21 protein-coding genes are annotated in these 25,340 nt (G+C 72.7%); 18 read left to right on the top strand and 3 right to left on the bottom strand.

Annotated features, from left to right (window positions below; translation table 11 throughout):
• The first annotated feature begins 313 nt into the window (after positions 1-313).
• The 12 genes from ABIB37_RS00845 to ABIB37_RS00790 all read left to right on the top strand — a co-directional run bounded on the left by ABIB37_RS00845 (position 314) and on the right by ABIB37_RS00790 (position 12,873).
• Complete coding sequence (locus ABIB37_RS00845) at positions 314-1,975, top strand: GspE/PulE family protein (RefSeq protein ID WP_354255512.1); 1,662 nt, start codon at positions 314-316, stop codon at positions 1,973-1,975.
• Positions 1,972-3,231: a type IV pilus twitching motility protein PilT gene (locus ABIB37_RS00840; RefSeq protein ID WP_354255509.1), complete on the top strand. Its 1,260-nt coding sequence runs from the start codon at positions 1,972-1,974 to the stop codon at positions 3,229-3,231. The genes ABIB37_RS00845 and ABIB37_RS00840 overlap by 4 nt, the downstream gene beginning before the upstream one ends.
• Positions 3,228-4,454, top strand: coding sequence for a type II secretion system F family protein (locus ABIB37_RS00835; protein WP_354255507.1), 1,227 nt, complete (start codon positions 3,228-3,230; stop codon positions 4,452-4,454). The genes ABIB37_RS00840 and ABIB37_RS00835 overlap by 4 nt, the downstream gene beginning before the upstream one ends.
• 56 nt (positions 4,455-4,510) lie before the next feature.
• On the top strand, positions 4,511-4,939 hold the full coding sequence (locus ABIB37_RS00830) for a type IV pilin protein (protein ID WP_354255505.1): 429 nt from the start codon (positions 4,511-4,513) through the stop codon (positions 4,937-4,939).
• 82 nt (positions 4,940-5,021) lie between these two features.
• Positions 5,022-6,347, top strand: coding sequence for a carboxypeptidase regulatory-like domain-containing protein (locus ABIB37_RS00825; RefSeq protein WP_354255502.1), 1,326 nt, complete (start codon positions 5,022-5,024; stop codon positions 6,345-6,347).
• Positions 6,344-7,033: a prepilin-type N-terminal cleavage/methylation domain-containing protein gene (locus tag ABIB37_RS00820; RefSeq protein WP_354255500.1), complete on the top strand. Its 690-nt coding sequence runs from the start codon at positions 6,344-6,346 to the stop codon at positions 7,031-7,033. The genes ABIB37_RS00825 and ABIB37_RS00820 overlap by 4 nt, the downstream gene beginning before the upstream one ends.
• The gene (locus tag ABIB37_RS00815; protein ID WP_354255497.1) at positions 7,033-8,706 is read left to right on the top strand and encodes a hypothetical protein; all 1,674 of its coding nucleotides are present in this window, start codon (positions 7,033-7,035) and stop codon (positions 8,704-8,706) included. The genes ABIB37_RS00820 and ABIB37_RS00815 overlap by 1 nt, the downstream gene beginning before the upstream one ends.
• Positions 8,706-9,533, top strand: coding sequence for a prepilin peptidase (locus ABIB37_RS00810; RefSeq protein WP_354255495.1), 828 nt, complete (start codon positions 8,706-8,708; stop codon positions 9,531-9,533). Before ABIB37_RS00815 ends, ABIB37_RS00810 begins: the two co-directional genes overlap by 1 nt.
• 10 nt (positions 9,534-9,543) lie before the next feature.
• Positions 9,544-10,575, top strand: a complete 1,032-nt coding sequence (gene pilM, locus ABIB37_RS00805; RefSeq protein ID WP_354255492.1) for a type IV pilus assembly protein PilM — start codon at positions 9,544-9,546, stop codon at positions 10,573-10,575.
• Entirely contained in the window at positions 10,572-11,324 is a 753-nt protein-coding gene (locus ABIB37_RS00800) for a PilN family protein (RefSeq protein WP_354255489.1), read from the top strand. The genes pilM and ABIB37_RS00800 overlap by 4 nt, the downstream gene beginning before the upstream one ends.
• Positions 11,321-12,049, top strand: a complete 729-nt coding sequence (locus ABIB37_RS00795; protein WP_354255486.1) for a hypothetical protein — start codon at positions 11,321-11,323, stop codon at positions 12,047-12,049. The genes ABIB37_RS00800 and ABIB37_RS00795 overlap by 4 nt, the downstream gene beginning before the upstream one ends.
• A 32-nt stretch (positions 12,050-12,081) precedes the next feature.
• Entirely contained in the window at positions 12,082-12,873 is a 792-nt protein-coding gene (locus ABIB37_RS00790) for a transglutaminase-like domain-containing protein (protein ID WP_354255483.1), read from the top strand.
• Positions 12,874-12,914: 41 nt separating this feature from the next.
• Here ABIB37_RS00790 and ABIB37_RS00785 read toward each other — a convergent pair whose 3' ends face one another.
• Positions 12,915-13,526, bottom strand: a complete 612-nt coding sequence (locus ABIB37_RS00785; RefSeq protein WP_354255481.1) for a hypothetical protein — start codon at positions 13,524-13,526, stop codon at positions 12,915-12,917.
• A 62-nt stretch (positions 13,527-13,588) separates the two neighbouring features.
• Between ABIB37_RS00785 and argS the strand changes: the two genes are divergently transcribed.
• Entirely contained in the window at positions 13,589-15,247 is a 1,659-nt protein-coding gene (gene argS / locus ABIB37_RS00780; RefSeq protein WP_354255478.1) for an arginine--tRNA ligase, read from the top strand.
• A 444-nt stretch (positions 15,248-15,691) separates the two neighbouring features.
• Here argS and ABIB37_RS00775 read toward each other — a convergent pair whose 3' ends face one another.
• Together ABIB37_RS00775 and ABIB37_RS00770 are read right to left on the bottom strand one after the other, a co-directional pair.
• On the bottom strand, positions 15,692-17,413 hold the full coding sequence (locus tag ABIB37_RS00775) for an NAD(P)/FAD-dependent oxidoreductase (protein ID WP_354255476.1): 1,722 nt from the start codon (positions 17,411-17,413) through the stop codon (positions 15,692-15,694).
• Between the two features lie 96 nt (positions 17,414-17,509).
• Complete coding sequence (locus ABIB37_RS00770) at positions 17,510-18,160, bottom strand: DNA-3-methyladenine glycosylase (protein WP_354255473.1); 651 nt, start codon at positions 18,158-18,160, stop codon at positions 17,510-17,512.
• Between the two features lie 180 nt (positions 18,161-18,340).
• Between ABIB37_RS00770 and lysA the strand changes: the two genes are divergently transcribed.
• The 5 genes from lysA (at position 18,341) to rho (ending at position 25,340) form a co-directional block, all read left to right on the top strand.
• Positions 18,341-19,729 (top strand): diaminopimelate decarboxylase, encoded by a 1,389-nt coding sequence (gene lysA, locus ABIB37_RS00765; RefSeq protein ID WP_354255470.1) that lies wholly within the window; start codon positions 18,341-18,343, stop codon positions 19,727-19,729.
• Positions 19,726-21,018, top strand: coding sequence for a homoserine dehydrogenase (locus ABIB37_RS00760; RefSeq protein ID WP_354255467.1), 1,293 nt, complete (start codon positions 19,726-19,728; stop codon positions 21,016-21,018). Before lysA ends, ABIB37_RS00760 begins: the two co-directional genes overlap by 4 nt.
• Positions 21,019-21,027: 9 nt before the next feature.
• Positions 21,028-22,098: a threonine synthase gene (thrC, locus tag ABIB37_RS00755; RefSeq protein ID WP_354255464.1), complete on the top strand. Its 1,071-nt coding sequence runs from the start codon at positions 21,028-21,030 to the stop codon at positions 22,096-22,098.
• Positions 22,095-23,060, top strand: coding sequence for a homoserine kinase (gene thrB, locus ABIB37_RS00750; RefSeq protein WP_354255462.1), 966 nt, complete (start codon positions 22,095-22,097; stop codon positions 23,058-23,060). Before thrC ends, thrB begins: the two co-directional genes overlap by 4 nt.
• A 141-nt stretch (positions 23,061-23,201) precedes the next feature.
• Positions 23,202-25,340 (top strand): transcription termination factor Rho, encoded by a 2,139-nt coding sequence (gene rho / locus ABIB37_RS00745; protein ID WP_354255460.1) that lies wholly within the window; start codon positions 23,202-23,204, stop codon positions 25,338-25,340.

The following is a 25,340-nucleotide window of genomic DNA, read 5'->3' as shown; positions in this document are numbered from 1 at the left end:
GCCGCGGAGCCGCGGCAACCTGCTGCAAGTGTGCCCGATAACAGCGTTACTTCTACGGGAAGATGCACTTCCCTGCGAAATGCTGAGGAAGCATCCCCGCGCTTGAGTCAAACTTGAGTTCTGGAATTGTTGCGCAGTCGGTAACGGCGTGTGAAACTCAACTCTTGTCGGACCAAGCAGGTCCGACGACACGCTCAGCTCCGGAGTCCCCAGCCCCGGCCCTGTCACGAAGGACCCACTCCATGCTCGCACTCCACTGTGCGGTCGATGCGCCCTGCGCCGACCGCGCGCGGCGATAGAGGAAGCAGCCGCCATGGCATCGCTCACCTCTCTGCTGGTGCGCCAGGGGAACCTCTCCATGTCCCGTCGGGACGAGCTGCTCGCGGCCGGCATCGACGACGACGCGGCCGTCCGCACCCTCATCGACGAGGGCGTCATCACGAACACCCAGGCGGCGCAGGTGCGCGCCGCGCAGGCCGGCGTGCCGTTCGTCGTCCTCACCGAGCTCGCCGTCGACCACGCGGCGGTCGCGAGGGTGCCGAGCTCCACCGCCCGCCGGCACACGGTCCTGCCGATCGCGATCGAGGGCCGCTACCTCGTCGTCGCGATGACCGACCCCGCCGACGTGCTCGCCATCGACGACGTGCGCCAGGCATCCGGCATGGCCGTGCAGCCCGTCGTCGCCGAGCGCCCCGATCTGCTGAACGCCATCGACCGGTTCCACCGCGCCGACAGCGAGCTCAACGACATCACGGCGGTCGTCGAGGAGGAGGAGCGCGCCGTCGAGGCGAGCACCTTCGGCATGGCCGACGCGGCCGACGAGGACGCGCCGATCGTGCGCTTCGTCAACCTGCTCGTCAGCCAGGCCGTGCAGGACCGGGCGAGCGACATCCACATCGAGCCGGGGGAGCGCTCGGTGCGCGTGCGCTTCCGCGTCGACGGCGTGCTGCACGAGATGACGGGCGCCCCGAAGGGCATGCAGCAGGGCATCATCTCGCGCCTCAAGATCATGAGCGACATCGACATCGCCGAGCGTCGCCGGCCGCAGGACGGCCGCATGTCGGTCATGCACGACGGCCGCAAGATCGACCTCCGCGTCGCCACGCTGCCGACCGTGTGGGGCGAGAAGATCGTCATGCGCATCCTCGACTCGGGCGGCACGAAGCTCGACCTCGCCGACCTCGGCCTGCTGCAGCACAACTTCGAGCGCTACGAGTCCTCGTACCGCAAGCCCTACGGCATGATCCTCGTCACGGGCCCCACGGGCTCGGGCAAGTCGACCACGCTCTACACGACGCTCCACGCCGTCTCCCGTGCCGAGGTCAACGTCATCACGGTCGAGGACCCGGTGGAGTACCGGATGCCCGGCGTCAACCAGGTGCAGGTGCACCCGAAGGCCGGCCTCACGTTCGCCGCCGCGCTCCGCTCGATCCTCCGATCCGACCCGGACGTCGTGCTCATCGGTGAGATCCGCGACCACGAGACGGCGCAGATCGCCATCGAGGCGTCGCTCACCGGCCACCTCGTGCTCTCGACGCTCCACACGAACGACGCGCCGAGCGCGATCACCCGACTGACGGAGATGGGCATCGAGCCCTTCCTCGTCGGCTCCGCGCTCGACTGCGTGGTCGCCCAGCGCCTGGCGCGTCGCCTCTGCGACCGCTGCAAGCAGCCCGACCCCCGCGAGACGCACCACTTCCAGGCGCTCGGCTTCGACACGTCGACCGCGGGCGGCGTGCACCGCGCGGTCGGCTGCACCCACTGCTCCGGCACCGGCTACCGCGGGCGCATCGCGATCCACGAGGTCATGACCGTCACCGAGGAGATCGAGCGGATGACCGTGGCACGCGAGTCGACCTCCGAGATCGCGCGCGTCGCGGCCTCGCAGGGCATGCGCACGCTGCGCCAGGACGCCTGGCTCAAGGCGTGCGCCGGCCTCACGTCGGTCGACGAGATCGTGCGGGTGATCGTATGAGCGGCATCTCGATGACCGGCGTCCTCGGCGAGCCGCAGGGGCTGTCGACGCGGGCGAGCCTGCGCCAGCGCGCGCAGTCGGTGGAGCCGGAGGCGGCCGCCCCCGCGCAGATCATGCCGCGCGGCGACGACAGCGACCTGCTGCTCGCGCTCGAGTGGGTCGTCCGGGTCGGCGCCTCCGACCTGCACGTCACGGCCGACACGGCGCCGACGATGCGCCTCGACGGCATGCTCGTGCCGCTCGAGGAGTTCGGCATCTGGTCGACCGCGCGCGTCGCGTCGGCGCTCAGCTCGATCATGACGGCGGACCACCGCGAGACGTTCGAGCGCGAGCTCGAGCTCGACTTCGCCTACCAGCTGTCGGAGGCCGCGCGCTTCCGCGTGAACATCTACCAGCAGCGCTCCGCGCAGGGCGCGGCGTTCCGCCTCATCCCCACGCGCATCCGCACGATCGACGAGCTCGACCTGCCGCCGGCCATCACCCGCTTCGCCACCCTCCCGCGCGGCCTCGTGCTCGTGACCGGACCGACGGGCTCCGGCAAGTCGACGACGCTCGCGGCGCTCATCGACCTCATCAACCGCACCCGCGCGGAGCACATCGTGACGGTCGAGGACCCGATCGAGTTCATGCACCCGCGCAAGAAGGCGGTCATCAACCAGCGCGAGGTCGGCCACGACACGCACAGCTTCTCGAAGGCGCTCAAGCACGTGCTGCGCCAGGACCCCGACGTCATCCTCGTCGGCGAGATGCGCGACCTCGAGACGATCTCGGTCGCCCTCACCGCCGCCGAGACCGGCCACCTCGTCTTCGCGACGCTCCACACGCAGAGCGCCGCGCAGACCATCGACCGCATCATCGACGTCTACCCGCCGTACCAGCAGAGCCAGGTGCGCGCGCAGCTCGCTGCGACGCTGCAGGGCGTCGTCTGCCAGACGCTCGTGCCCCGCGCGGGCGGCCGCGGCCGCATCGCCGCGAGCGAGGTGCTCGTGGCGACCTCGGCGATCTCGAACCTCATCCGCGAGGGTCAGACGCACCAGATCGCGAGCGCGCTGCAGTCCGGCGCGTCGCAGGGGATGCGCACGCTCGACCAGCACCTCGCCGAGCTCGTCAACCGCGGCCTGATCCGCGAGGACGCGGCCCGCGACAAGGCGCAGAACGTCGATGACTTCCGCGGCATGCTCGCCACCTCCGGCGGCCCCAAGCTCGATGCCGGCGTCGACTTCGGCGACACCTTCTCGAAGGGGCAGCGCGCATGACGAGCACGAAGACGTGGCAGTACAAGGGCCGCGACACGACCGGCAAGGTCGTCAAGGGCAAGCTCGACGCCGCGAGCCAGGTCGCGGTCGTCTCGCGGATGCGCGAGTTGGGCCTCTCGCCGGTGAGCGTCGCCGAGACCGGCACCGGCACGGGCCTGCAGCGCGAGATCGAGCTGCCCTTCAACAAGGGCGTGAAGCTCAAGGACCTCGCGGTCATGAGCCGCCAGATGGCGACCATGATCGGCGCCGGCCTCTCGATCCTGCGGACGCTCAAGATCCTCGCAGAGCAGACCGAGAACTCGACGCTCCGCAAGACGCTCGACGAGGTGCGCATCGAGATCGAGGGCGGGGGATCGCTCTCGAGCTCGTTCGGCCGCCACACGACGGTCTTCCCGCCGCTCATGATCCACCTCATCGGTGCGGGCGAGACCGGCGGCTTCCTCGACGGTGCGCTCAACGCGGTCGCCGACTCCTTCGAGAAGGAGGTCAAGCTGCGCGGCACCGTGCAGTCGGCGATGGCCTACCCCGTCGTCGTCGTCGGCATGGCACTCCTCGCGGTGGTCGGCATGGTGTGGTTCATCGTGCCGATCTTCGAGAAGATGTTCACCGATCTCGGGGGCGAGCTGCCGCTGGCGACGCAGATCCTCGTGACGATCTCGGGCAACATGATCTGGCTCGGACCGCTGCTCATCGTCGCGGCCGTGGTGTTCTCGGTCTGGTGGCGGCGCAACAAGAACGCGCCAGAGGTGCGCGCCTTGCTCGACCCGCTGCTGCTGAAGCTCCCGGTCTTCGGCGAGATCGTGAGCAAGATCGCGCTCGCGCGCTTCACTCGCAACTTCGCGGCGCTGCTCGGCGCGGGCGTGCCGATCGTGCTCGCGCTCAACGTCGTCGGCGAGGTCTCGGGCAACAGCGTGATCCAGCAGGCGAGCGCCCGCATCGCGACGGCGGTCCGCGAGGGCTGCCCCGTCGCCGAGCAGCTCGCGCACGAGCCCGTCTTCCCCCCGATGGTCGTGCAGATGATCGCGGTCGGCGAGGACGCCGGCTCGATGGAGACGATGCTCGCGAAGATCGCCGACGCCTACGACAACGAGGTCGAGGCGACGACCGCGCAGATGACCTCGATCATCGAGCCGATCCTGATCGCCGGGGTCGGCGCGCTCATCGGCGCCATGATCATCGCCCTCTACATGCCCGTCTTCACGGTCTTCGAGCAGATCAACTGATCGCTCGTCCTCTCACGTATCCCTTGCCCCAAACCCCAACCCCAGAAGGACACACCATGCAGAACCTCCTCCGCGCTCTCGGCGACCGCCGCATCGCGCTCCAGGACGGCAAGCAGTCGCAGCGAGGCTTCACCCTCGTCGAGCTGCTCGTCGTCGTCATCATCATCGGCATCCTCGCCGGCATCGCCATCCCGGTCTTCCTCAACCAGCGGGAGGCCGCCTGGCGCGCCGAGGTCGAGTCCGACCTCAAGAACGCGGCCCTCGCGATCGAGACCAACGCCGTCAACAACAACGGCGAGTACGCCGCGGACTTCGACGAGGCCGACCTGGTCCCGCCGGTCTTCACCGAGTCGACCGCCGCGTCCGTCTTCGACGTCACGGTCGCTGCAGACGGTCGGAGCTTCACGATCACGGGCGACCACCCGGAGCTGACGCCAGTGGCGACGTACACCAGCACCACGAGCGCCATCACCTGGGCTCCGTGACCTCGTAGTTCCCCTTGATCGGGACGTGGCCGCGGCGGTTCCCGCCGCGGCCACATCCCGTCAGACCAGAGAGGAGGGCACCATGCGCAACATCCGCGCGCGGCTCAGCGTCGCCGGCGACGACGGCATGACGCTCGTCGAGGTCATGGTCGCGATGTTCGTGTTCGCGATCCTCTCGACCATGGTGCTCTCGTCGATGCTCCAGATCATCACGGTCAACCGCAGCTCCGAGGCGCAGCACGTCGCCGCGAACCTCGCTGCCGCCGAGGTCGAGCTCGCGCATGACAGCCCCGACCTCTTCACCCTGCTCGACGGCTCGCGCACCGTGACCGTCAACGGCACGACCTTCACCGTCACGCGCGACACCGGCTGGGTCAGCGACGCCGCCGATGCCACTGCGTGCGGCACCGGCGGTGGCAGCCTCCGCTTCAAGCGCGTCAACGTCACCGTCACGTGGGGCGGCATGCCCGCGACCATGGACCCGGTGCGCGCCGACACCCTCGTCGACCCCGCCCAGCGGCTCAACGACCCGGCCAAGGGCACGGTGCTCGTCTCGATCCGAGACGCCCAGGGCAACGGTGTCGCAGGCGCCACGGTCGCCCTCACGCCGACGGCCGAGGGGGCGGCGACGCCCAGCAGGACCACCGACGCCGAGGGCTGCGCGTACTTCCTGCAGGTCACGCGCGGCACCTACGAGGTGAGCGTCTCGAAGACCAACTACATCGGCGTCACGCTCGACCCCACGCCCCGCCAGCGCGACGTCAGCGTCGCGGCCGGCACGACCTCGAGCATCGGCTTCCAGTACGACGAGCGCGCCACGCTCACCGCGACCGTCGCGGGCAGCGCCAACCCCGTGCGGCTGCCGCGCAATCTGCCGTTGACGCTCATCAGCACCTACGGCGTGACGCCCGTGACGCTCACCGGCACGACGTCGTTCACGACGACGGCGGCGACGACCTTCACCGTGCGCGTGCACCCCCGGGTGACCTACCGCCTGCTCGCCGGCAACTACGGCCGCGAGACCGGCGCCGACTGCACGTCCGCCGATCCTACGGCGTGGCCCGAGGAGACGGTGCTCGGCATCGGCCTCGCCGCGGGCGTCGCACCGGAGCTCAGCATGGACCCGGGTGGCACGGCGACCGTCGACATCCCGATGGGCCTCGTGCGCATCAGCGCTCGCGCCACTGACCTCCGCGCGACGCCCGCGCCGGGCGTCGGCACGCCGCTGTGCGCCGCGACCTTCGTCCACACCTTCGGCGACGTCGCCGCGAACGGCACGATCGCCCTGCCCTTCGGCACCTGGAAGCTCACCAACGGCGCCACCGGCGCCGTCGTCGCGACGGTCGTCTCGAGCGGCACCGCCGTCGGCAACACCGTCACGCTCGATCCACGGCAGGTCGCGGGATGACCGGCACTATCGACCGCGAGCGGGGGCTCACGCTCATCGAGCTGCTCGTCGCCATCTCCCTGTTCGCCATCGTCTCCACGCTCATCACGACGCTCGTGGTCACGGTCTCTCAGAGCTTCTCGCGCCAGGAGTCTGAGCAGGACAGCACGCGCACGGCGGTGCTCGGCATGCAGCAGATCAGCCGGGTCATCCGTAGCGGCACGGAGGTGCCGGTCTCGACGAGCTGGCAGGCGCTGCCCGCCTTCGAGAGCGCCCGCGCCGACTCGATGATCCTCAACGGCTACCTCGATACCCCGTCCACGGCGGCCGGCCCCACCCGCTTCTCGCTCGCGGTCAACGCCGCAGGCGAGCTCATCGAGTCCCGCTTCCCGTCGACTCGATCGGGCGGCGACTGGGTGTTCGCGACGACGCCGAACCGCACCCGTGTCGTCGTGCGCGATGTCGCGCCCCGCGGCACGCCGCTCGCGACGGGCACGTCGCCTGCCCTCTTCACCTACCTCAAGGCCGACGGCACCGCGCTCGCCGTTCCCTCCACCGGCTCGCTCACGGAGACGCAGCGACGCGAGATCGTCGCCGTCCGCGTCTCGCTCGTCGTCCAGACCGCGGCCGGCGACGATGCGGCACCGGCGCAGCTGCTGAGCACCGTCGGCATCCCCAACCTCAACCTCACGAGAGGTGGGCTGTGATGCGTCGTCACCTCCGCGCCATGATCGAGCAGCGCGATCGCGGCGCTGCCCTCATCCTCGTGATCGGCATCGGCGCGCTCGTCACGGCGCTGCTCACCACTGCGATCGTGGTCGCGGTCTCGGGTGCGCGGCATGCGCGCGACGACGCGGACTGGCAGGGCGCGCTCTCGGCCGCCTACGCCGGGGTCGAGGAGTACCAGAGCCGCCTCGCCGCCGACCCGGGCTACCTGCGCTACGGCAACGCATCCTCGCCCTTCACCGCCAGCAGCACGGTCATCGCCGACGCGACGAACGCCGCGTTCGGCATCGGCGCCGCTGGCACGTGGGCGAGCGTCCCGGGCAGCGCCGGCACGGCGGAGTTCCGGTACGAGACCGACATCAGCACCTTCGACAGCGACGGCACCATCCGCCTGCGCTCCACCGGGCGCGTCGGCGACGAGACTCGCACGGTCGTCGCCGACCTGCGGCAGGCGGGCTTCCTCAACTACCTCTACTTCACCGACTACGAGATCGAGGACCCGGCGCTCAACGGGCAGCCGGACTCCTGCGTGCGCTACGCGTGGGCGGGCCGCCTCGCGAGCTGCGGCGCGACGATCGTCTTCTCGGGCGGCGACCAGATCCGCGGACAGGTGCACTCGAACGACGTGATCCACGCGTGCGACGCGACGTTCTACGGGCCGGTCTCGACGGCGTACAACCCGCCCACCGGTGAGCGGTACGTGCGCTCGGGCAGCGGCTGCAACCCGGACTTCCGGGTGAAGGATCCCGCGCGCGGCAACTCGCCGGCACTGCTCGGCGTGCTCGGGATGCCGGAGACGAACTCCGAGATCCGCACGGACGCGCTCGACGGCGGCTGCCTCTACACCGGTCCGACGACGGTCACGCTCAACTCGAACGGCACCATGACGGTGCGGTCGCCGTGGACGAAGGTCACGCGACCCGGCGCCGCGGTGCCGGTGCCGACCGCCTGCGGCCGCGTGGGCACCGCGTCGGGCCAGCTCGGCCACAGCGCCGGTGCCACGATCCCCGTCCCCAACGGCGGCGCCGTCTTCGTGCAGAACGTGCCCACCTCGACGACCGACCCGAACGGCTGGCGGTCGAACCAGGCACCCCACACCTGCCCGACCAACGGCAACGGCGTCGGCTACCCGACCTCGGGCGAGACGGTGCCCGCCGCCATCGACGGCACCGCCGCGTACGGCTGCCGCAACGGCGACCTCTTCATCCAGGGCCGGCTGCAGGGGCAGGTCACGTTCGCCACCGAGAACTACCTCTACGTCGTCGGCAACACGACCTACGTCGACCGCGACCGCGACATGCTCGGCCTCATCGGCCAGGGGATGGTGTGGGTGCGCAACCCGCGCATCAACAGCTACGTCGACTCGCCGAACCGGACGATCGACGCGGCGATCCTGTCGCTCCACAGCTTCGCCGTGCAGAACACCGACAAGACGGGCGACCGCAACGGCACGCTGACCGTGCGCGGGTCGATCGCGCAGAGCTTCCGCGGCATCGTCGCCCAGAGCAGCGGCTACATCAAGGACTACCAGTACGACGCGCGCCTGCGGTTCCGCTCCCCGCCGCACTTCCTCTCGCCGGTGACGACGGCCTACGGCGTGACGACGTGGATCGAGACGTCTCCGGCGATGGACGCGACCGGGGGCTACCGATGATGGCCGCGGTCGCCGGGTCGCTCGTCGGCGGCTTCGGGCTGCTCATCGGCTCGTTCCTCAACGTGGTCATCTTCCGGGTGCCGGCAGGGCGCTCGATCGTCAGTCCGCCGAGCGCGTGCGGCGGCTGCGGTGCGCGCATCCGCCCGATCGACAACGTGCCCGTGCTCAGCTGGCTGTGGCTCGGTGGCCGGTGCCGCGACTGCAAGGCGCGCATCTCGGCGCGCTACCCGTTCGTCGAGCTGCTGACCGGCGTCGTCTTCGCCGCCATCGTGCTGCGCTTCGCGCCGTGGGAGGCGCTCGACGGCTCGGTGCCGCAGATGGTGGGCGCCCTCGCCGAGACGGTCGCCTTCCTCGTGCTCGCCGCCGTGGGGGTGGCGCTCGCCTGGATCGACCTCGACACGCAGCGGCTGCCCGACGCGATCGTGCTGCCGGCCTACCCGGTCGTCGGCGCGCTGCTGCTCGTCGCGGCGGCGACGACGGGGGAGTGGGGATCGCTGCTGCGCGCGGCTGCGGGCGGCGCCATCCTCTTCGCCGCGTACTTCGCGATGGCCTTCGCCTACCCGCAGGGCATGGGTCTCGGCGACGTCAAGCTCGCCGGGGTGCTGGGCATGGCGCTCGGCTGGCTGGGCTGGGGCGAGCTCGCGGTCGGCGCGTTCGGCGCCTTCCTGCTCGGCGGCCTGTTCGCGATCGGCCTCGTGATCGCGCGGCGCGCAGGACGGGGCAGCGGCATCCCGTTCGGCCCCTGGATGCTCGGGGGCGCGGCGCTCGCCGTGCTCGCCGGCGAACCCATCTGGCACAGCTACCTGCGCCTCGTGGGACTGGAGTGAGGATCGACTGATGGCAAGCATCGTGGGACTGGACATCGGCGCGACCGCCGTGCGGGCCGCCGAGGTGATCGTCACGCGCAAGGGCACGACCCTCACGCGGTACCACTCGGTCGCGCTGCCGCCCGGCGCGATGCAGCGCGGCGAGGTCGTCGAGCCGCATCACGTGACGGCGGCGCTGAAGACGCTGTGGAAGCGTGGACGGTTCTCGACCCGCAAGGTCGTGCTCGGCATCGGCAACGACCGCGTGCTCGCGCGTGAGCTGACCGTGCCGAACGCGCCGCTCGCGATGATCCGTGAGGCGCTGCCGTTCCAGGTCCACGACATGCTCCCGGTGGCCACGCCCGAGGCGATCCTCGACTTCTACCCGGTCGCCGACGCCGGGCACGGCCAGGTGCAGGGGCTGCTCGTCGCCGCCGTCAAGGAGGGCGTGCTCGCGACCATCGACGCCGTGCGCAAGGCGCGGCTCGAGCCCACCACGGTCGACTTCATCCCCTTCGCCCTCAGCCGCGCGCTGCTGCGACGGGGCCAGGAGCAGGGCGCGACCGCGGTCGTCGACGTCGGCGCGCACACCACCACGGTCGTGATCGCCTGGGAGGGGGTGCCGCACTTCGTGCGCATCATCCCGTCGGGCGGCGACGAGATCACCCACACGCTGCACTCGCGGCTCGGCATCGAGCGGCATGTCGCCGAGGACGCCAAGCGCGCGCTCGGGCTCGGCTTCGGCGGCTTCCCGGCGAACGACGAGCCGATCATCGAGATCATCCGCGAGGTGACGGGCGAGCTCGTCACCGGCGTGCGCAACACGGTGACCTACTTCGAGACCTCGCGGCCCGACCTGCCGGTAGGGCGCGTGCTGCTCACCGGTGACGGCGCGACCCTCGGCGGCCTCTCCGGCGCGCTCAGCGAGGTGCTGCGGCTGCCCGTCGAGTGGGGCGACCCGTTCGGCACCGTGACGGTGCGGCCGCGCGAGCGCGAGCGCGCCTCCAACGAGGGCAACCGAGCGGTCGTGGCCGTCGGCCTTGCGATGCGGAGGGCAGCATGAAGGTCTTCGGGATCACGGTCGGCGGCAGCACCGACGGCGCGCCGCTCGAGCTCGGCGCGCATCCCGCCGTCGACCTCCTTCCCCCGGAAGTGGGCCTCGCGCGGCGGAGCCGGGGCATCCGACGCGGCGTCGTCGCGATCGCCGTGCTGGTCATCGTGGGCGTCGTCGCCGGTGGCGCGGGCGCGAAGGTGCAGGCGATCGCCGCAGAGGTGGAGCTGCTCATCGAGCAGGACCGCACCGCCGCGCTCATCGACCGGCAGGCGGAGTTCGCCGGTGTGCTGGCCGTGCAGGCCGAGATCGAGGAGCGCGAGGCGGCCCGCCAGGTGATCGCCAGCACCGAGATCGACTGGCAGTCGACCCTGGCGGCGATCGCCGGCACGCTGCCGGAGGATGCGACGCTCACGAGCGTCGCCGTCGAGGGCAGCTCGCCGATGCTGGCCTACGCGCAGCCCGTCGTGCCGCTGCAAGGGGCACGCGTGGCCATGGTCACCTTCACGGTGCGCAGCCCGGCGCTGCTCTCGGTGCCCGGCATCGAGGACCAGCTCGCGAGCGTGCCCGGCTTCGTCGACGTGCAGGTGCCGAGCTCGGCCGTCGACCAGGAGGGCGTCTTCGAGACGACGTTCATCGTGCACCTCGACGAGGGCGCGTACTCGGGCCGCTACCCGGCCGACCCGGCGACGCCGGGCGAGCAGGCGCCGACGGACGGGCAGTCCGCCGATGCCGACGCCGAAGGGGAGGAGAGCCGATGAACGCCAAGGACCGCCTGTGGAGCCTCGGCGCCGGACTGATCGCCATCGGTGTCGCCGCCGGTGCCTGGTTCGGCTCCATCTCGCCCGACCTGACCGCGGCCTCGACCGCTCGCGGCGACCTCGAGGTCGTCGAGCAGCAGAACCGGCTGCACGAGCTGCGCATCGTCGAGCTCGAGGAGGCGGCCGCGGGGATGAGCGAGTTCGAGGCGTCGCGCGACGAGCTGTCGCAGGGCGTGCCGGGCGAGCTGCAGTACGCGGAGTTCATCCGGCAGCTCGACGCGCTCGCGCTCGAGACCGGGGTCACGATCGTCGGGGTCACGGCAGCGGAGGCCGTCGCCTACCTCCCGCCGGTCGAGCCGGAGGGCGTGGTCGAGCCGGCGCCGGCGGAGGAGGCCGCGGCCGAGACCGACGGGTCGACCGAGTCGGAGGCGCCGGCAGCATCGGATCCCGCTGCGGCTCCCGCCGAGGGGCCTGCGCCCGACGTGCCGATGCCCCACACCGACCCGCTCATCGGACCCGAGAACCTCGCGGCGGTGCCCATCACGATCTCGACGACGGGCGTCGGCCCGGCCGAGCTGCAGGCCTTCCTGCAGCGGCTGCAGCTGGGCACCCGGCTCGTCTCGGTGAGCTCGGCGACCTTCGCGGCGGGCGTCGAGCCCGAGCCCTGGACGTCGGACATCAGCGGCTACCTCTACGTGCTCCAGCCGGAGGCGCTGACGCCGTAGTCGGGGGACGGACTGTGGGAGGATCGAACCAAATGCGCACCGCCCATGCAGCCTTCACGATGAACCTCGTGGGCGACACCGACGTCATCCTCCTCGTGCTGCCGGCCGCCGACTACGCGTCCGACGATCGCATCTCGGTCACGGTCGACGGCGCGCCCATCGATTGGCGCATCCTGCCCGCCGCCCACGACACGAGGGAGCTCGTCTTCACCGCGCCGGCCGGCACGCTCGCCGTCGACGTGCAGACGAGCGTCGGCGGCTCGCAGCGCCCGGTCGACGAGGGCGATGCCGCGCGCTACCTCGAGGACTCGCGCTACGTCGAGGCGAGCGCGCTGCGGGGCTTCGTCGAGGAGCGGTTCGGCCGCGCGACCGGCTTCGACGCGATCGCCGCCATGCGGCAGTGGATCGCGCGCGGCTTCACCTACTCGCCGTCGCTCTCGGCGATGGACGACTCCGCCGTCACGACGCTCGAGAAGCGCGGCGGCATGTGCCGCGACTACGCGCACGTCATGATCGCGCTCGCGCGTGCGGCGGGCATCCCGGCGCGCTACGTCGGCGTCTACGCGCCGGGGCTGCGACCGCCGGACTTCCACGCGGTGGCCGAGGTGCACATCGACGGGCAGTGGTGGGTCGTCGACGCGACGGGCCTCGCGCCGCGCGGCAGCCTGATCCGCATCGCGACGGGTGCGGATGCGCTCGAGACGGCGTGGGCGACGACGAGTGGCAACCCCGTGCTGCTGCAGTCGCTCACGGTCGAGGCGGCCGACGACGACCTGGCGCCGGACGCGGTCGACGACCCGACGCAGCGCATCCAGATCGCCTAGCGCGCACCCGCGCCGAGCTCGTCGAGCGTGGGAGGTGCAGGTCAGTCGAGGTTGTCGGCGACCTGGTCGATGACGGGCTGCGCGTCCTGCGCCTGGTCGAAGTACTGCGAGGCCACCGCGACGATCGCGCCGTCCTGCGGCGAGGTCGCGACGCCCATGTCGCCGACCGCCTCGAAGGCGGGGGCCGCGAAGCCCGCGGCGTCGGTGAGCACGCCGATGAGCAGCCGGTCCATGCCGGTCACGTGCTGGTAGGCGCACACGGTGCCGCCGGCATCCGCGACGTCGTCGATCGCGCCGGGCAGCGAGCCCTCGTCGCTCGACGGCGCGAAGTTCGGGTTGAACTCGTACAGCTGGTCGGCCGTGTAGACCTCGCTGCAGTCGAGGTCGCCCGCGACCGGCGGCGTCGTCGGCAGCGCGGTGCCGGTGGGCGCGGGCGTCGGGGTCGGCGACTCGGGCTCGGACCCGGGCGTCGTCTCGGACGCGCTCGGCGTCGGCGTCGGCTGCTCGGAGGCGCTCGACGACGGCTCGGGGGCGTCGGAGGACTCGATCGGCGCGAGCGCGCCGGGCTGGCAGCCGGTGAGCGCTAGGGCCGTCGCCGCCGCCACCACGGCGACCGGGAGGAGACGGCGGAAGCGCAGGCTGGAGCTCGACATGGGGCCAGGGTACGGGCCGGCACCGGCGTCGTGGCGACGCCGCGCGGACTACGATCGACCCCATGCAGCCTTCCGATCTCTCGCTCGCCGTGCTCGCCGCCGTCCGCTCCGCGGTCGCTCGACGCACGGCCGACGTGGAGGTCGCCGAGGGCGACATCGTGCTCGAGCGCCCCCGCAACCGCGACCACGGCGACTGGGCGACGAACGCCGCGATGCGCTTCGCGAAGCGCGTCGGCGTCGCGCCCCGCGAGCTCGCCGACGACGTCGCCGCGACGCTGGCCGAGGTCGACGGCATCGAGCGCGCCGATGTCGCCGGACCCGGCTTCATCAACCTGACGATCTCGGCAGGCGCCGCCGGCGAGCTCGCCCGCACGATCGTCGAGGCGGGCGACGCCTACGGCGCCGGCAGCGCGCTCGCGGGCGTGCGCATCAACCTCGAGTTCGTCTCGGCGAACCCGACCGGCCCCATCCACATGGGCGGCACCCGCTGGGCCGCGGTGGGCGACAGCCTCGGCCGCGTGCTCGAGCGCCAGGGTGCCGAGGTCACCCGCGAGTACTACTTCAACGACCACGGCGCGCAGATCGACCGCTTCGCGAAGAGCCTCGTCGCAGCGTTCAAGGGCGAGCCGACGCCGGAGGACGGCTACGGCGGCGCCTACATCGCCGACATCGCCCGCCGCGTCGACGACTCCTACGACGGCGACCTGCTCGACCTCGACGACCAGACCCTGCAGGAGACGTTCCGCGAGCACGGCGTGAAGTTGATGTTCGACGAGATCCGCCGCGACCTGCACGACTTCGGGGTCGACTTCGACGTCTACTTCCACGAGCACCAGGTGCAGTCCGACGGCTCCGTCGACCGCGCGATCGAGGTGCTGCGCGAGCGCGGCCACGTGTTCGAGGAGGACGGCGCGATCTGGCTGCGCACGACGACCTTCGGCGACGACCGCGACCGCGTCGTGATCCGCTCGAACGGCCAGCCCGCCTACTTCTCCGGCGACCTCGGCTACTACCAGAACAAGCGCGACCGCGGCTTCGACGAGTGCATCATCATGCTCGGCGCCGACCACCACGGCTACGTCGGCCGCATGATGGCGATGTGCGCCGCGTTCGGGGACACCCCGCACGTGCACCTCGAGCTGATGATCGGCCAGATGGTCAACCTCATCCGCGGCGGGCAGCCGGTGCGGATGTCGAAGCGGGCCGGCACCATCGTCACGATGGAGGACCTGGTCGAGGCGGTCGGCGTCGACGCCGCCCGCTACTCGCTCGTGCGGTCGAGCGCGGACACGCCGCTCGACATCGACCTCGAGCTGCTGACGCAGCGAACGAACGACAACCCCGTCTACTACGTGCAGTACGCGCACGCCCGGATGTCGGCGGTGGCGCGGAACGCGGAGGCCGCCGGCGTCGACCGCAGCGAGTTCGACCCGTCGCTGCTGTCGCACGAGACGGAGTCGGCACTGCTCGGCGCGCTGGCCGACTTCCCGCGCGTGCTCGCGCAGGCGGCGGAGCTGCGCGAGCCGCACCGCGTCGCGCGGTTCGCGGAGGAGCTCGCCGGGCTGTACCACCGCTGGTACGACGCGTGCCGGGTCGCGCCGCAGGGCGACGAGCCGGTCGGTGCGCTGAACCGCACCCGCCTGTGGCTCAACGACGCGACCGGCCAGGTGCTGCGCACGGCGCTCACGACGGTCGGCGTCTCGGCCCCGGAGCGGATGTAGCCGCCGCTCTCACGCTGATCGAGCAGCACCGCTCTCTCCCTGCTGCTCGAGTAGCACCGCCCTTGCCACGCTGATCGAGTAGCACCGCGAAGCGGCGCGTATCGAGATCAGGTCTCCGCTCGGTCGGGTTGGTCTCGATACGCGCGGGCCTTCGGCCCGTGCTACTCGACCAGCGTTTGCTTGCTGATCGAGTAGCACCGCGGAGCGGCGCGTATCGAGATCATGATGCGCCCGGTCCGGGGGTGGTCTCGATGCGCGCGGGCCTTCGGCCCGTGCTACTCGACCAGCGGCGGATGGTGATCGAGTAGCACCGCCCCTTGCCACGCTGATCGAGTAGCACCGCGAAGCGGCGCGTATCGAGATCAGGTCTCCGCTGGGCCGGGGTGGTCTCGATACGCGCGGGCCTCCGGCCCGTGCTACTCGACCAACGTGGGGGTGCGGCGGTCAGCCGCCCGCGATCGGGCCGAGGTGCTTGTGCACCGACGAGATGACGACCGAGCCCTCGCCGACCGCCGAGGCGACGCGCTTTACCGAGCCGCGCCGCGCATCCCCGACGGCGAAGCAGCCCGGCACCGACGTCTCGAGCAGCGTCGGCTCGGTGCCCGGCGCCCCGAGCCACGCGCGCCGGCCGCCCTCGGCGAGCACCTCCGGCCCGGTGATGACCGAGCCCCACTGATCGCGCAGCACCTCGGGCGGCAGCCACTCGGTGTGCGGCCTGGCGCCGATGGTGATGAACACCGCGTGCGCCGGCACCTCGAACCGCTCGCGCGACCCGGTCCGCTCGAGCACCACGCGCTCGAGCCGGTCCGCGGAGGCGGCGCTCGCGTCGACCACGCGCGCGCCGGTGACGAGCCGCACGCCGGCGGCCTCGAGCTGGTCGATGAGGTAGCGCGACATGCTCGCGGCGAGCCCCTCGCCGCGCACGACGATCGATACGGAGCCCGCGTAGCGCGCGAGGTGCAGCGCCGCCTGGCCCGCGGAGTTCCCGCCGCCCACGACCAGCACGTCGCGGCCCGCCTGCGCCCGCGCCTCCACCGACGAGGCGCCGTAGAAGACGGAGGCGCCGACGAACGGCTCGAGCCCCGGCGCCGCGAGCCGTCGGTACGTGACGCCGGTGGCGAGCACGACCGACCGCGCGCGCACGGTCTCGTCGGGCGCGACGTCGAGCTCGAAGACGTCGCCGACGCGCATCCCCGTCACGCGCCGGGTGTGGCCGAACCGCGCACCGAACACCCACGCCTGCTGGTACGCCCGCTGGGCGAGCTCGGCGCCCGAGACGCCGCGCGAGAAGCCGAGGTAGTTGCGGATCAGCGAGCTCGACCCCGCCTGCCCGCCGATCGACTCCACCTCGAGCACGAGCGTCTCGAGCCCCTCGGACGCGGCGTAGACGGCGGCCGCGAGCCCGGCTGGCCCGGCGCCGATGACGGCCACGTCGACGACCCCCGACGGCAGCGCCGTGGTGAGCCCGTGCGCGCGAGCGAGCTCGGCATCGCTCGGATCGACCAGGATGTGCCCGGCCGGGGTGCGCACGAGCGGCACGTCGGCGGTGCCGGGCGCCGTGGCCTCCATGCCGGCCTCCGCCAGCAGTGCGATCGCGTCGGGGGAGTCGGCGGCGAGGTGGTCGGCCGGCACGCCGCTGCGGTGGAGCAGGCGGCGCAGCTCGTGCGTGCGGGGCCTCGCGCCGTCGCCGATGACCGTGAAGGCGCGATGGCGCTTGCCGACCGACGCCTCCCACTCGCGCAGGAAGTCGGTGACGGCGCGGTGGAACGACTCGTCGGGGGAGTGCGTGGGCCGCACGACGTAGTAGTCGATCTGGAGGTGCGTCATGAGCTGCAGCACCGCATCCGCGGTGCGCCGATCGGCCCACGAGCCCCACTCGATGACATAGCCGCGGCGCACGTCGGGGAACGCTCGCCGCGCCGCCGCGAAGACGTTGTCGTGGTCGCCCACGGGCGATGCGTCGTCTGCGAGCACGAGCGCGAGGTCGCCCCCCGCTGCGCGCAGCTCGTCGAGCGCCGCGACGCCGTCCGCCGGCCCCTCCGCGCTCACGATCAGGTAGTCCTGCGCGTAGCGCCGCTCAAGCGGCTCGAGGAGGGCCTCGCGCACGTCGTCATCGACGGCGACGACCAGGATCGCGGTCGACGGGCTGGACGGGCTGGCCTCCATGGGCGCTCCTCGGGATCCGCACGCGCGCGGCGGCCGGGCCGCCTCGCGGCGAGCATAGCCCCGGCACTCCGGGCCCTCAAGGCATGGCTTGCGGGGCTACGCGCGCCGTCTCGGCGTCGCCGGGCGGTAGGCCGAGACGCTCGGCTCGCCCGGCATCCAGTAGCGCCACGGGTGGGCGATCGCGTCGCCGCCCGGGCCGCTGACGCCGACGCGCGGTCCGGTGGCATGCGGCACGGACGCGGTGGCGGGCTCGAAGGACCACGCGCCTCGCTCGGCGGGCGGAGCCGGCGGCGCATCCGAGAGCGGCGCGCCGTCGTCGGCGAGCGTCGCGCCGAGCGCCTGCGCGACGTTGCCCGGACCTCGGGCGAGCTCGCCCGTCGGCGGCGACGCGCGCCGCGCCGAGCGCCGCTCGAGGGCGAGCTCGCGCCCCTCCACGACCTCCCCGGCACGGACGAGCACACCCCAGCCGGAGCCTGCGGGCCCGGCCACGATGTTCACGGCGTGGTGCATGCCGTAGGTGAAGTAGCAGTAGACGTGCCCGCCCGGCCCGAACATCGTCGCGTTGCGCTGCGTCATCCCGCGGAAGCTGTGCGCACCGGGATCGTCGGCACCGCGGTAGGCCTCGACCTCGGTGACGCGCAGCGCCACCGCTCCCGCGGCGTCCGCGCGGCGCAGCACGCCGCCGAGCAGCAGCGGCGCGAGCTCGAGCGGGTCGCGCTCGAACCACGACGGGGGAGGAGTCGGCACGCACGCCACGGTAGGGCACGGCGCTCACAGGTCCGCCCGGGGTCGGACGGGCCGGCCGTGGCGGCAGAGCGGCCATGCGCGGCCTCATAGGATGGGGAGCAGCGCCACAAGCGCCGTCGCCGCCAGCGCTCCGAGCCCACCGGAGCGCGAGCCCCATGAACCACACACGGACGGAGTCCCGTGCCGCATCCGCTCGCCCCCCAGCTGCTCGACGCGGGCGACCCGAACGCGCTCGCCGACGGCGTCTGGCCGGCCGGCGCGGAGCGCGTCGACGGCGCTGTGCGGATCGGCGGGGCCGACCTCCGCGAGGTGGCACAGGCGCACGGCACCCCGTTCCTGCTCGTCGACGAGGCCGTCGCGCGCGGCCGTGCGCGGCGCATCCGCGAGGCGTTCGAGGCCGCGTTCGACCAGCAGGGCGTCGACGTCTACTACGCCGGCAAGGCGCTGCTCACGGCCGACGTCGCCCGCTGGATGCGCGCCGAGGGCCTGCGCATCGACGTGTGCACGGGCGGCGAGCTCGTGATCGCGCTGCGCGCCGGCGTCGAGCCCGAGGCGATCGGCTTCCACGGCAACAACAAGGGCCTCGCCGAGATCGATGCTGGCGTCGCCGCGGGTGTCGGCACCTTCGTGCTCGACTCCGCGATCGAGGCGGAGCGCGTCGCGGCCGCCGCCGAGCGCGCGGGCCGCGTGCAGCGCGTGCGGCTCCGGATCTCCGTCGGCGTGCACGCCTCGACCCACGAGTTCCTCGCCACGAGCCACGAGGACCAGAAGTTCGGCGTGCCCGTCAGCGAGGCGCCGGCGCTCGTCGCGCGCATCCGCGAGCTGCCGAGCCTCGAGCTCGTCGGCCTCCACACCCACATCGGCTCGCAGATCTTCGACGCGAGCGGCTTCGCCGAGTCGGCGCGCCGCATGCTCGCGCTCCACGCCGAGCTGGGCGCCGACGCGCCGCTGCCCGAGCTCAACCTCGGCGGCGGCTTCGGCATCGCCTACACGGGCGCCGACCGCCCGGAGCCGATCGAGCAGATCGCGCAGTCGCTCGCGGATGCCGTGCGCGCCGCCGCCGACGAGCTCGGCGTGCCGGTGCCGCGCATCGCCATCGAGCCGGGCCGCTGGATCGTCGGCCCCGCGGGCATCACCGTGTACACGGTCGGCACCGTCAAGCCGGTGCACCTCGACGGCGGCGTCCGCACCTACGTCTCGGTCGACGGCGGGATGGGCGACAACCCGCGGCCCGCGCTCTACGGCGCGCACTACTCGGCGCGGATCGCGGATCGCGCCTCCGACGCCGCCCCGGCGCTCGCCCGCGTCGCCGGCCACCACTGCGAGTCGGGCGACATCGTCGTCGACGCGGAGTGGCTGCCCGCCGACGTCGCGCCCGGCGACCTGCTGGCCGTCGCCGCGACCGGCGCCTACTGCCACTCGCTCGCCTCCAACTACAACGCGACGCCCCGCCCGCCGGTGCTCGCCGTGCGGGACGGCGCCGTGCGCGTGCTCGTGCGCCGCGAGTCGATCGACGACCTGCTCGCCCGCGACGCGGGACTCGACGCAGCGACCCCAGGAGACGCATGAACTCGTACCGCAGCCTCCGCATCGCGCTGCTCGGCGCCGGAAGCGTCGGCTCGCAGGTCGCCCGCCTGCTGCTCGAGCACGCCGACGAGCTGGCGGCCCGCGTGGGCGCGCCGCTCGAGCTCGTCGGCATCGGCGTGCGCGACGTCGACGCCCAGCGCGACGTCGACCTGCCGCGCGAGCTCATGACGAGCGACCTCGGCACGCTCGTCGCGAGCGCCGACATCGTGGTCGAGCTGCTCGGCGGCATCGAGCCGGCTCGCACCCTGCTCCTCGATGCGCTCGCCTCCGGCGCCGACGTCGTCACCGCGAACAAGGCGCTCGTCGCCGCGCACGGCCCCGAGCTCTTCCACGCCGCCGAGATCCTCGGCGCGCAGGTCGCCTACGAGGCGGCCGTCGGCGGCGCGATCCCGATCATCCGCCCGCTCGAGCAGTCGCTCGCGGGCGACCGCGTCACGCGCGTGATGGGCATCGTCAACGGCACCACGAACTTCATCCTCGACCGCATGCACACGGAGGGCTCGTCGCTCGCCGACGCGCTCCGGGTCGCGACCGAGCTCGGCTACGCCGAGGCCGACCCGACCGCCGACATCGAGGGCTTCGACGCCGCGTCGAAGGCGACGATCCTGGCGTCGCTCGCCTTCCACACCGCCGTCCCGGGCGCGCTCGTGCACCGCGAGGGCATCACCGGCATCACCGATGCGATGGTCGCGCAGGCGGAGCGCACCGGCCGGGTGCTGAAGCTCGTCGCCATCTGCGAGCGCCTGCCCGGCGAGGGCGGCGACCGCGTGTCTGCCCGCGTGCACCCCGTCTCGCTGCCCGCGACGCATCCGCTCGCCGCCGTGCGCGAGGCGAAGAACGCGATCTTCGTCACCGCGGAGGCCGCGGGCGACCTCATGTTCTACGGCGCGGGCGCCGGCGGGCCCGAGACGGCCTCCGCCGTGCTCGGCGACCTCGTCTCGATCGCCCGCCGCCACGTGCTGGGCGGACCCGGCGCGGCGTCGTCGACGCACGCCGACCTCCCGATCGCACCCTTCGGCGACGTGCTGGCGCGCCACGAGCTCGCGCTCACCGTCGCCGACCGGCCCGGCGTGCTCGCCGCGGTCGCGGGGCTCTTCGCCGAGCACGGCGTCTCGGTCGAGTCCGTGCGGCAGGACGCGCGCGAGGCGCACGCCTCGCTCGTGCTCGGCACCCATACCGCGAGCGAGGCGCGCATCGCGTCCGTGCTCGACGCGCTCGAGGCGCACACCGACGTGGAGCGGATCGACAGCGTGATCCGACTCATCGACTAGGAGGCAGACATGGCGAACCAGTGGCAGGGCGTGCTCCGCGAGTGGGCCGACACGCTCGGCGTGACCGATGCGTCGACGGTCGTGACGCTCGGCGAGGGCGGCACCCCGCTCATCGAGTCGAGGGCGCTGTCGACCATGACCGACGCCCGGGTGCTCGTGAAGTTCGAGGGGCTCAACCCCACCGGCTCCTTCAAGGACCGCGGCATGACGGTCGCGGTCTCCCGCGCCGTCGAGCGCGGCGCGAAGGCCGTCGCGTGCGCGTCGACCGGCAACACCTCGGCGGCGGCTGCCGCCTACGCGGCCGCGGCCGGCATCCAGGCGATCGTCCTCGTGCCGGAGGGCCGCATCTCGATGGGCAAGCTCGCCCAGTCGGTCGTGCACGGCGCGCGCATCGTGCAGATCCGCGGCAACTTCGACGACTGCCTCGAGATCTCGAAGGAGCTCGCCGACCGCTACCCGGTGCACCTCGTCAACTCCGTGAACGACGACCGCATCGAGGGGCAGAAGACCGCGGCGCTCGAGATCATCGACGTGCTCGGCGACGCGCCCGACATCCACATCATGCCGGTCGGCAACGCGGGCAACATCACGAGCTACTGGCGCGGCTTCTCCGAGGCCGCGACGGCCGGCACCGCCACGCGGCGCCCGCGCATGATCGGCTTCCAGGCCGCCGGCGCCGCGCCGATCGTGCGCGGCGAGGTCGTGCGCGAGCCCGACACCGTCGCGACCGCGATCCGCATCGGCAATCCCGCCTCGTGGCAGCAGGCGCTCGCCGCCCGCGACGAGTCGGGGGGCTACATCGGCGCCATCGAGGACGCCGACATCCTGCGCGCCCAGCGGCTGCTCGCATCCTCCACGGGCGTCTTCGTCGAGCCGGCCTCGGCGATCTCGGTCGCGGGCCTGCTCGAGCGGCACGCCGCCGGCGAGATCCCCGCAGGCTCGACCGTGACGCTCACCGTCACGGGCCACGGCCTGAAGGATGCCGCGTGGGGCCTGCGGCTCGAGGACGGCTCGGACGCCACGCCCGAGTCGGCCGACGCCGACACCGCGCAGGTCGCGCAGATGCTGGGCCTCGCGTGACGGCCGCCGACGCGACCGGCACGAACCCGGCCGGCGTGCCGGTCGGCCGACGCGTGCACGTGCGCGTGCCCGCGACGAGCGCGAACCTGGGCCCGGGCTTCGACACGCTGGGCCTCGCGCTCAACGTGCACGACGAGCTCGAGGTCGAGGCGACCGAGTCGGGCGTGCGGGTCGACGTCACCGGCGTCGGCGCGGGCGAGGTGCCGACGGATGAGACGAACCTCGTCGCGCGCGCGCTCCTGCACGTCTTCGACCGGGTCGGCGTTGTGCCTCCTGGCATCGCCATCACGGCGACGAACAGCATCCCCCACGGCCGCGGCATGGGCTCCTCCGGCGCCGCGATCGTCGAGGGCGTGCTCGCGGCGAAGGGCCTGCTCGAGGGCGTCGTCGAGGTCAGCGACGAGGACGTGCTGCGCTACGCGACCGAGCTCGAGGGTCACCCCGACAACGTCGCCCCCGCGATCTTCGGCGGCCTCACCATCGCGTGGGTCGACGAGACCGGCCCGCGCCACAAGCAGCTCGCCGTGCACCGCGGCGTGTCGCTGCTCGTCGCCGTGCCCGAGGCGACGATGTCGACCACCCTCGCGCGCAGCCTGCAGCCGACCGAGGTGCCGCACGCCGACGCCGTCTTCAACCTGTCGCGATCCGCGCTGCTCGTGGCGGCGCTGACGCAGAGCCCCGAGCTGCTGCTCGACGCCACCGAGGACCGGCTGCACCAGATCTACCGGGCGAGCGCGATGCCCGAGACGAGCGCCCTCGTCGCGGCGCTGCGAGCCGCGGGCCACGCGGCCGTCGTGTCGGGCGCGGGGCCCTCGGTGCTCGTGCTCGCGAGCGATCCGGCCGCCCGGCTGAAGGCCGCCCGCATCGTCGAGGAGCGGCCCGAGGCGTGGCACGCGCGCCTGCTGGCCGTCGACATCCGCGGTGGTACAGTGGAGCCCGTCCCCAGCACCGCTGCGGCCTAGCCGCGCGAGGGGACATTCTGACTCCTCTCTCCGCATTCTGAATGCGCCCGACGTCCGCACCGCGGCCGTGAGCGCAGCGGGAGACGTGGTCCCACGCCCGCGAGCATCGCGCGCGGGCCGACATCGAAGGAGCACTCGCCCATGACGAGCGAGATCATCGACAGCATCCCGACGTCTGACGACGCCGCTGTCGCGCAGACCACCAGCCCCGACGCCTCGACGTCCGCACAGGCCGAGGCGCCCGCGCAGACCGCGCCGAAGCGCCGCTCGCGCCGCGCGACGTCGTCGTCCGTGGCCGAGCAGGCCGAGGCGCCCGCCCAGGCCGAGGCGCCCGCAGAGCCCGCCCAGGCCCAGGCTGAGCAGGCCCAGGCCGAGCAGGCTCCGGCCGACGCGCCCGCCGCTGCCCCGGCCGAGGAGGCCGCCCCCAAGCGCCGCGCACCGCGCCGGTCGAAGACCGCCGCCGCTGCCGAGGCACCCGCTGCTGAGGCGCCCGCCGCCGAGGCGGCCGAGGCACCCGCCGACGCCGCGCCGACCGAGGTCGCAGCGACCGATGAGGCCCCCGCTGACGAGGCGCCCGCCAAGCGCGCGCCCCGCGCCCGCTCGAGCCGCTCGCGCGCCAAGTCGGGCGCGCCGTCCGACGACCAGCCGGCACCGCAGCCCGACGCCCCGGTCGCCCAGACGACCGGTGCAGAGGCGACGGACGCGCGCGACGGCGACCGCGCCGACGCCGACCGCACCGCAGACCGCGCCTCCGACGACCGCGCCGCCCGTGCGCGCGCCGCCGTCGTCGAGGTCACCGCGGACGAGCGCTCCGACGACCGCGACGGCGCCGACGAGCGCGGCCAGGACCAGGGCCAGGGCGACGCCCAGGGCGAGGGCCAGCGCGAGGGCGGCTCGCGCCGCCGCCGCAGCCGCGGCAAGGGCAGCCAGCAGGGCCAGGACGACCAGCCGCAGCAGGACGACGACGAGAGCCGCCGCGGCCGTGGCCGCGGCCGCGGTCAGCAGGGCCAGCCGGGCAACCAGCCCCAGCAGCAGCCGCAGGCCGACGCCGACGGCTCGCGCCGCAGCCGCGGTCGCGACCGCACTCGCGGGCGCGTGCAGGGCGACGAGTTCGAGGTGCACGAGGACGACGTGCTGCTGCCCGTCGCCGGCATCCTCGACCTGCTCGACAACTACGCCTTCGTGCGCACCTCCGGCTACCTGCCCGGCTCGAACGACGTCTACGTCTCGCTCGCGCAGGTCAAGAAGCACGGCCTCCGCAAGGGCGACGCGGTCGTCGGCGCGATCAAGCAGCCGCGCGAGGGCGAGCAGCAGCAGTCGAACCGCCAGAAGTTCAACGCGCTCGTGCGCGTCGACTCGGTGAACGGCCAGTCGGTCGAGGACGCGCTCACGCGCGTCGAGTTCTCGAAGCTCACGCCGCTGTACCCGCAGGAGCGCCTCCGCCTCGAGACGACGCCGAACAAGCTCTCGACCCGCGTCATCGACCTCGTGTCGCCGATCGGCAAGGGCCAGCGCGGCCTCATCGTCTCGCCGCCCAAGGCGGGCAAGACGCTCGTGATGCAGGCCATCGCGAACGCGATCGCCGAGAACAACCCCGAGGTCCACCTCATGATCGTGCTCGTCGACGAGCGCCCTGAGGAGGTCACCGACTTCCAGCGCACCGTCAAGGGCGAGGTCATCGCGTCGACCTTCGACCGGCCCGCCGAGGACCACACGATCGTCGCGGAGCTCGCGATCGAGCGTGCGAAGCGCCTCGTCGAGCTCGGTCACGACGTCGTCGTGCTGCTCGACGGCATCACCCGCCTCGGTCGCGCCTACAACCTGTCGGCACCGCCGTCGGGCCGCATCCTCTCGGGCGGCGTCGACTCGAGCGCGCTCTACCCGCCGAAGAAGTTCTTCGGCGCGGCGCGCAACATCGAGCACGGCGGCTCGCTCACGATCCTCGCGACCGCGCTCGTCGAGACCGGCTCCAAGATGGACGAGGTCATCTTCGAGGAGTTCAAGGGCACGGGCAACATGGAGCTGCGCCTCTCGCGCAACATGGCCGACAAGCGGATCTTCCCCGCCGTCGACGTCAACGCCTCCGGCACGCGCCGCGAGGAGATGCTCATGGGCGTCGAGGAGACGAAGGTCATGTGGAAGCTCCGCAGGGCGCTCGCGGGCCTCGACACCCAGCAGGCGCTCGAGCTCGTGCTCAAGCAGCTCAAGGAGACGCAGTCGAACGTCGAGTTCCTCATGAAGGTCTCGAAGTCGGTGCCCGGCCAGCACGACAAGGACTGA

This window comes from Agrococcus sp. UYP10 (assembly GCF_040547205.1).
In the GTDB taxonomy this organism is placed as follows: domain Bacteria; phylum Actinomycetota; class Actinomycetes; order Actinomycetales; family Microbacteriaceae; genus Agrococcus; species Agrococcus jenensis.
Note: the sequence above shows the minus strand (reverse complement) of the source record. Positions and strands in the feature narration are given on the sequence as shown.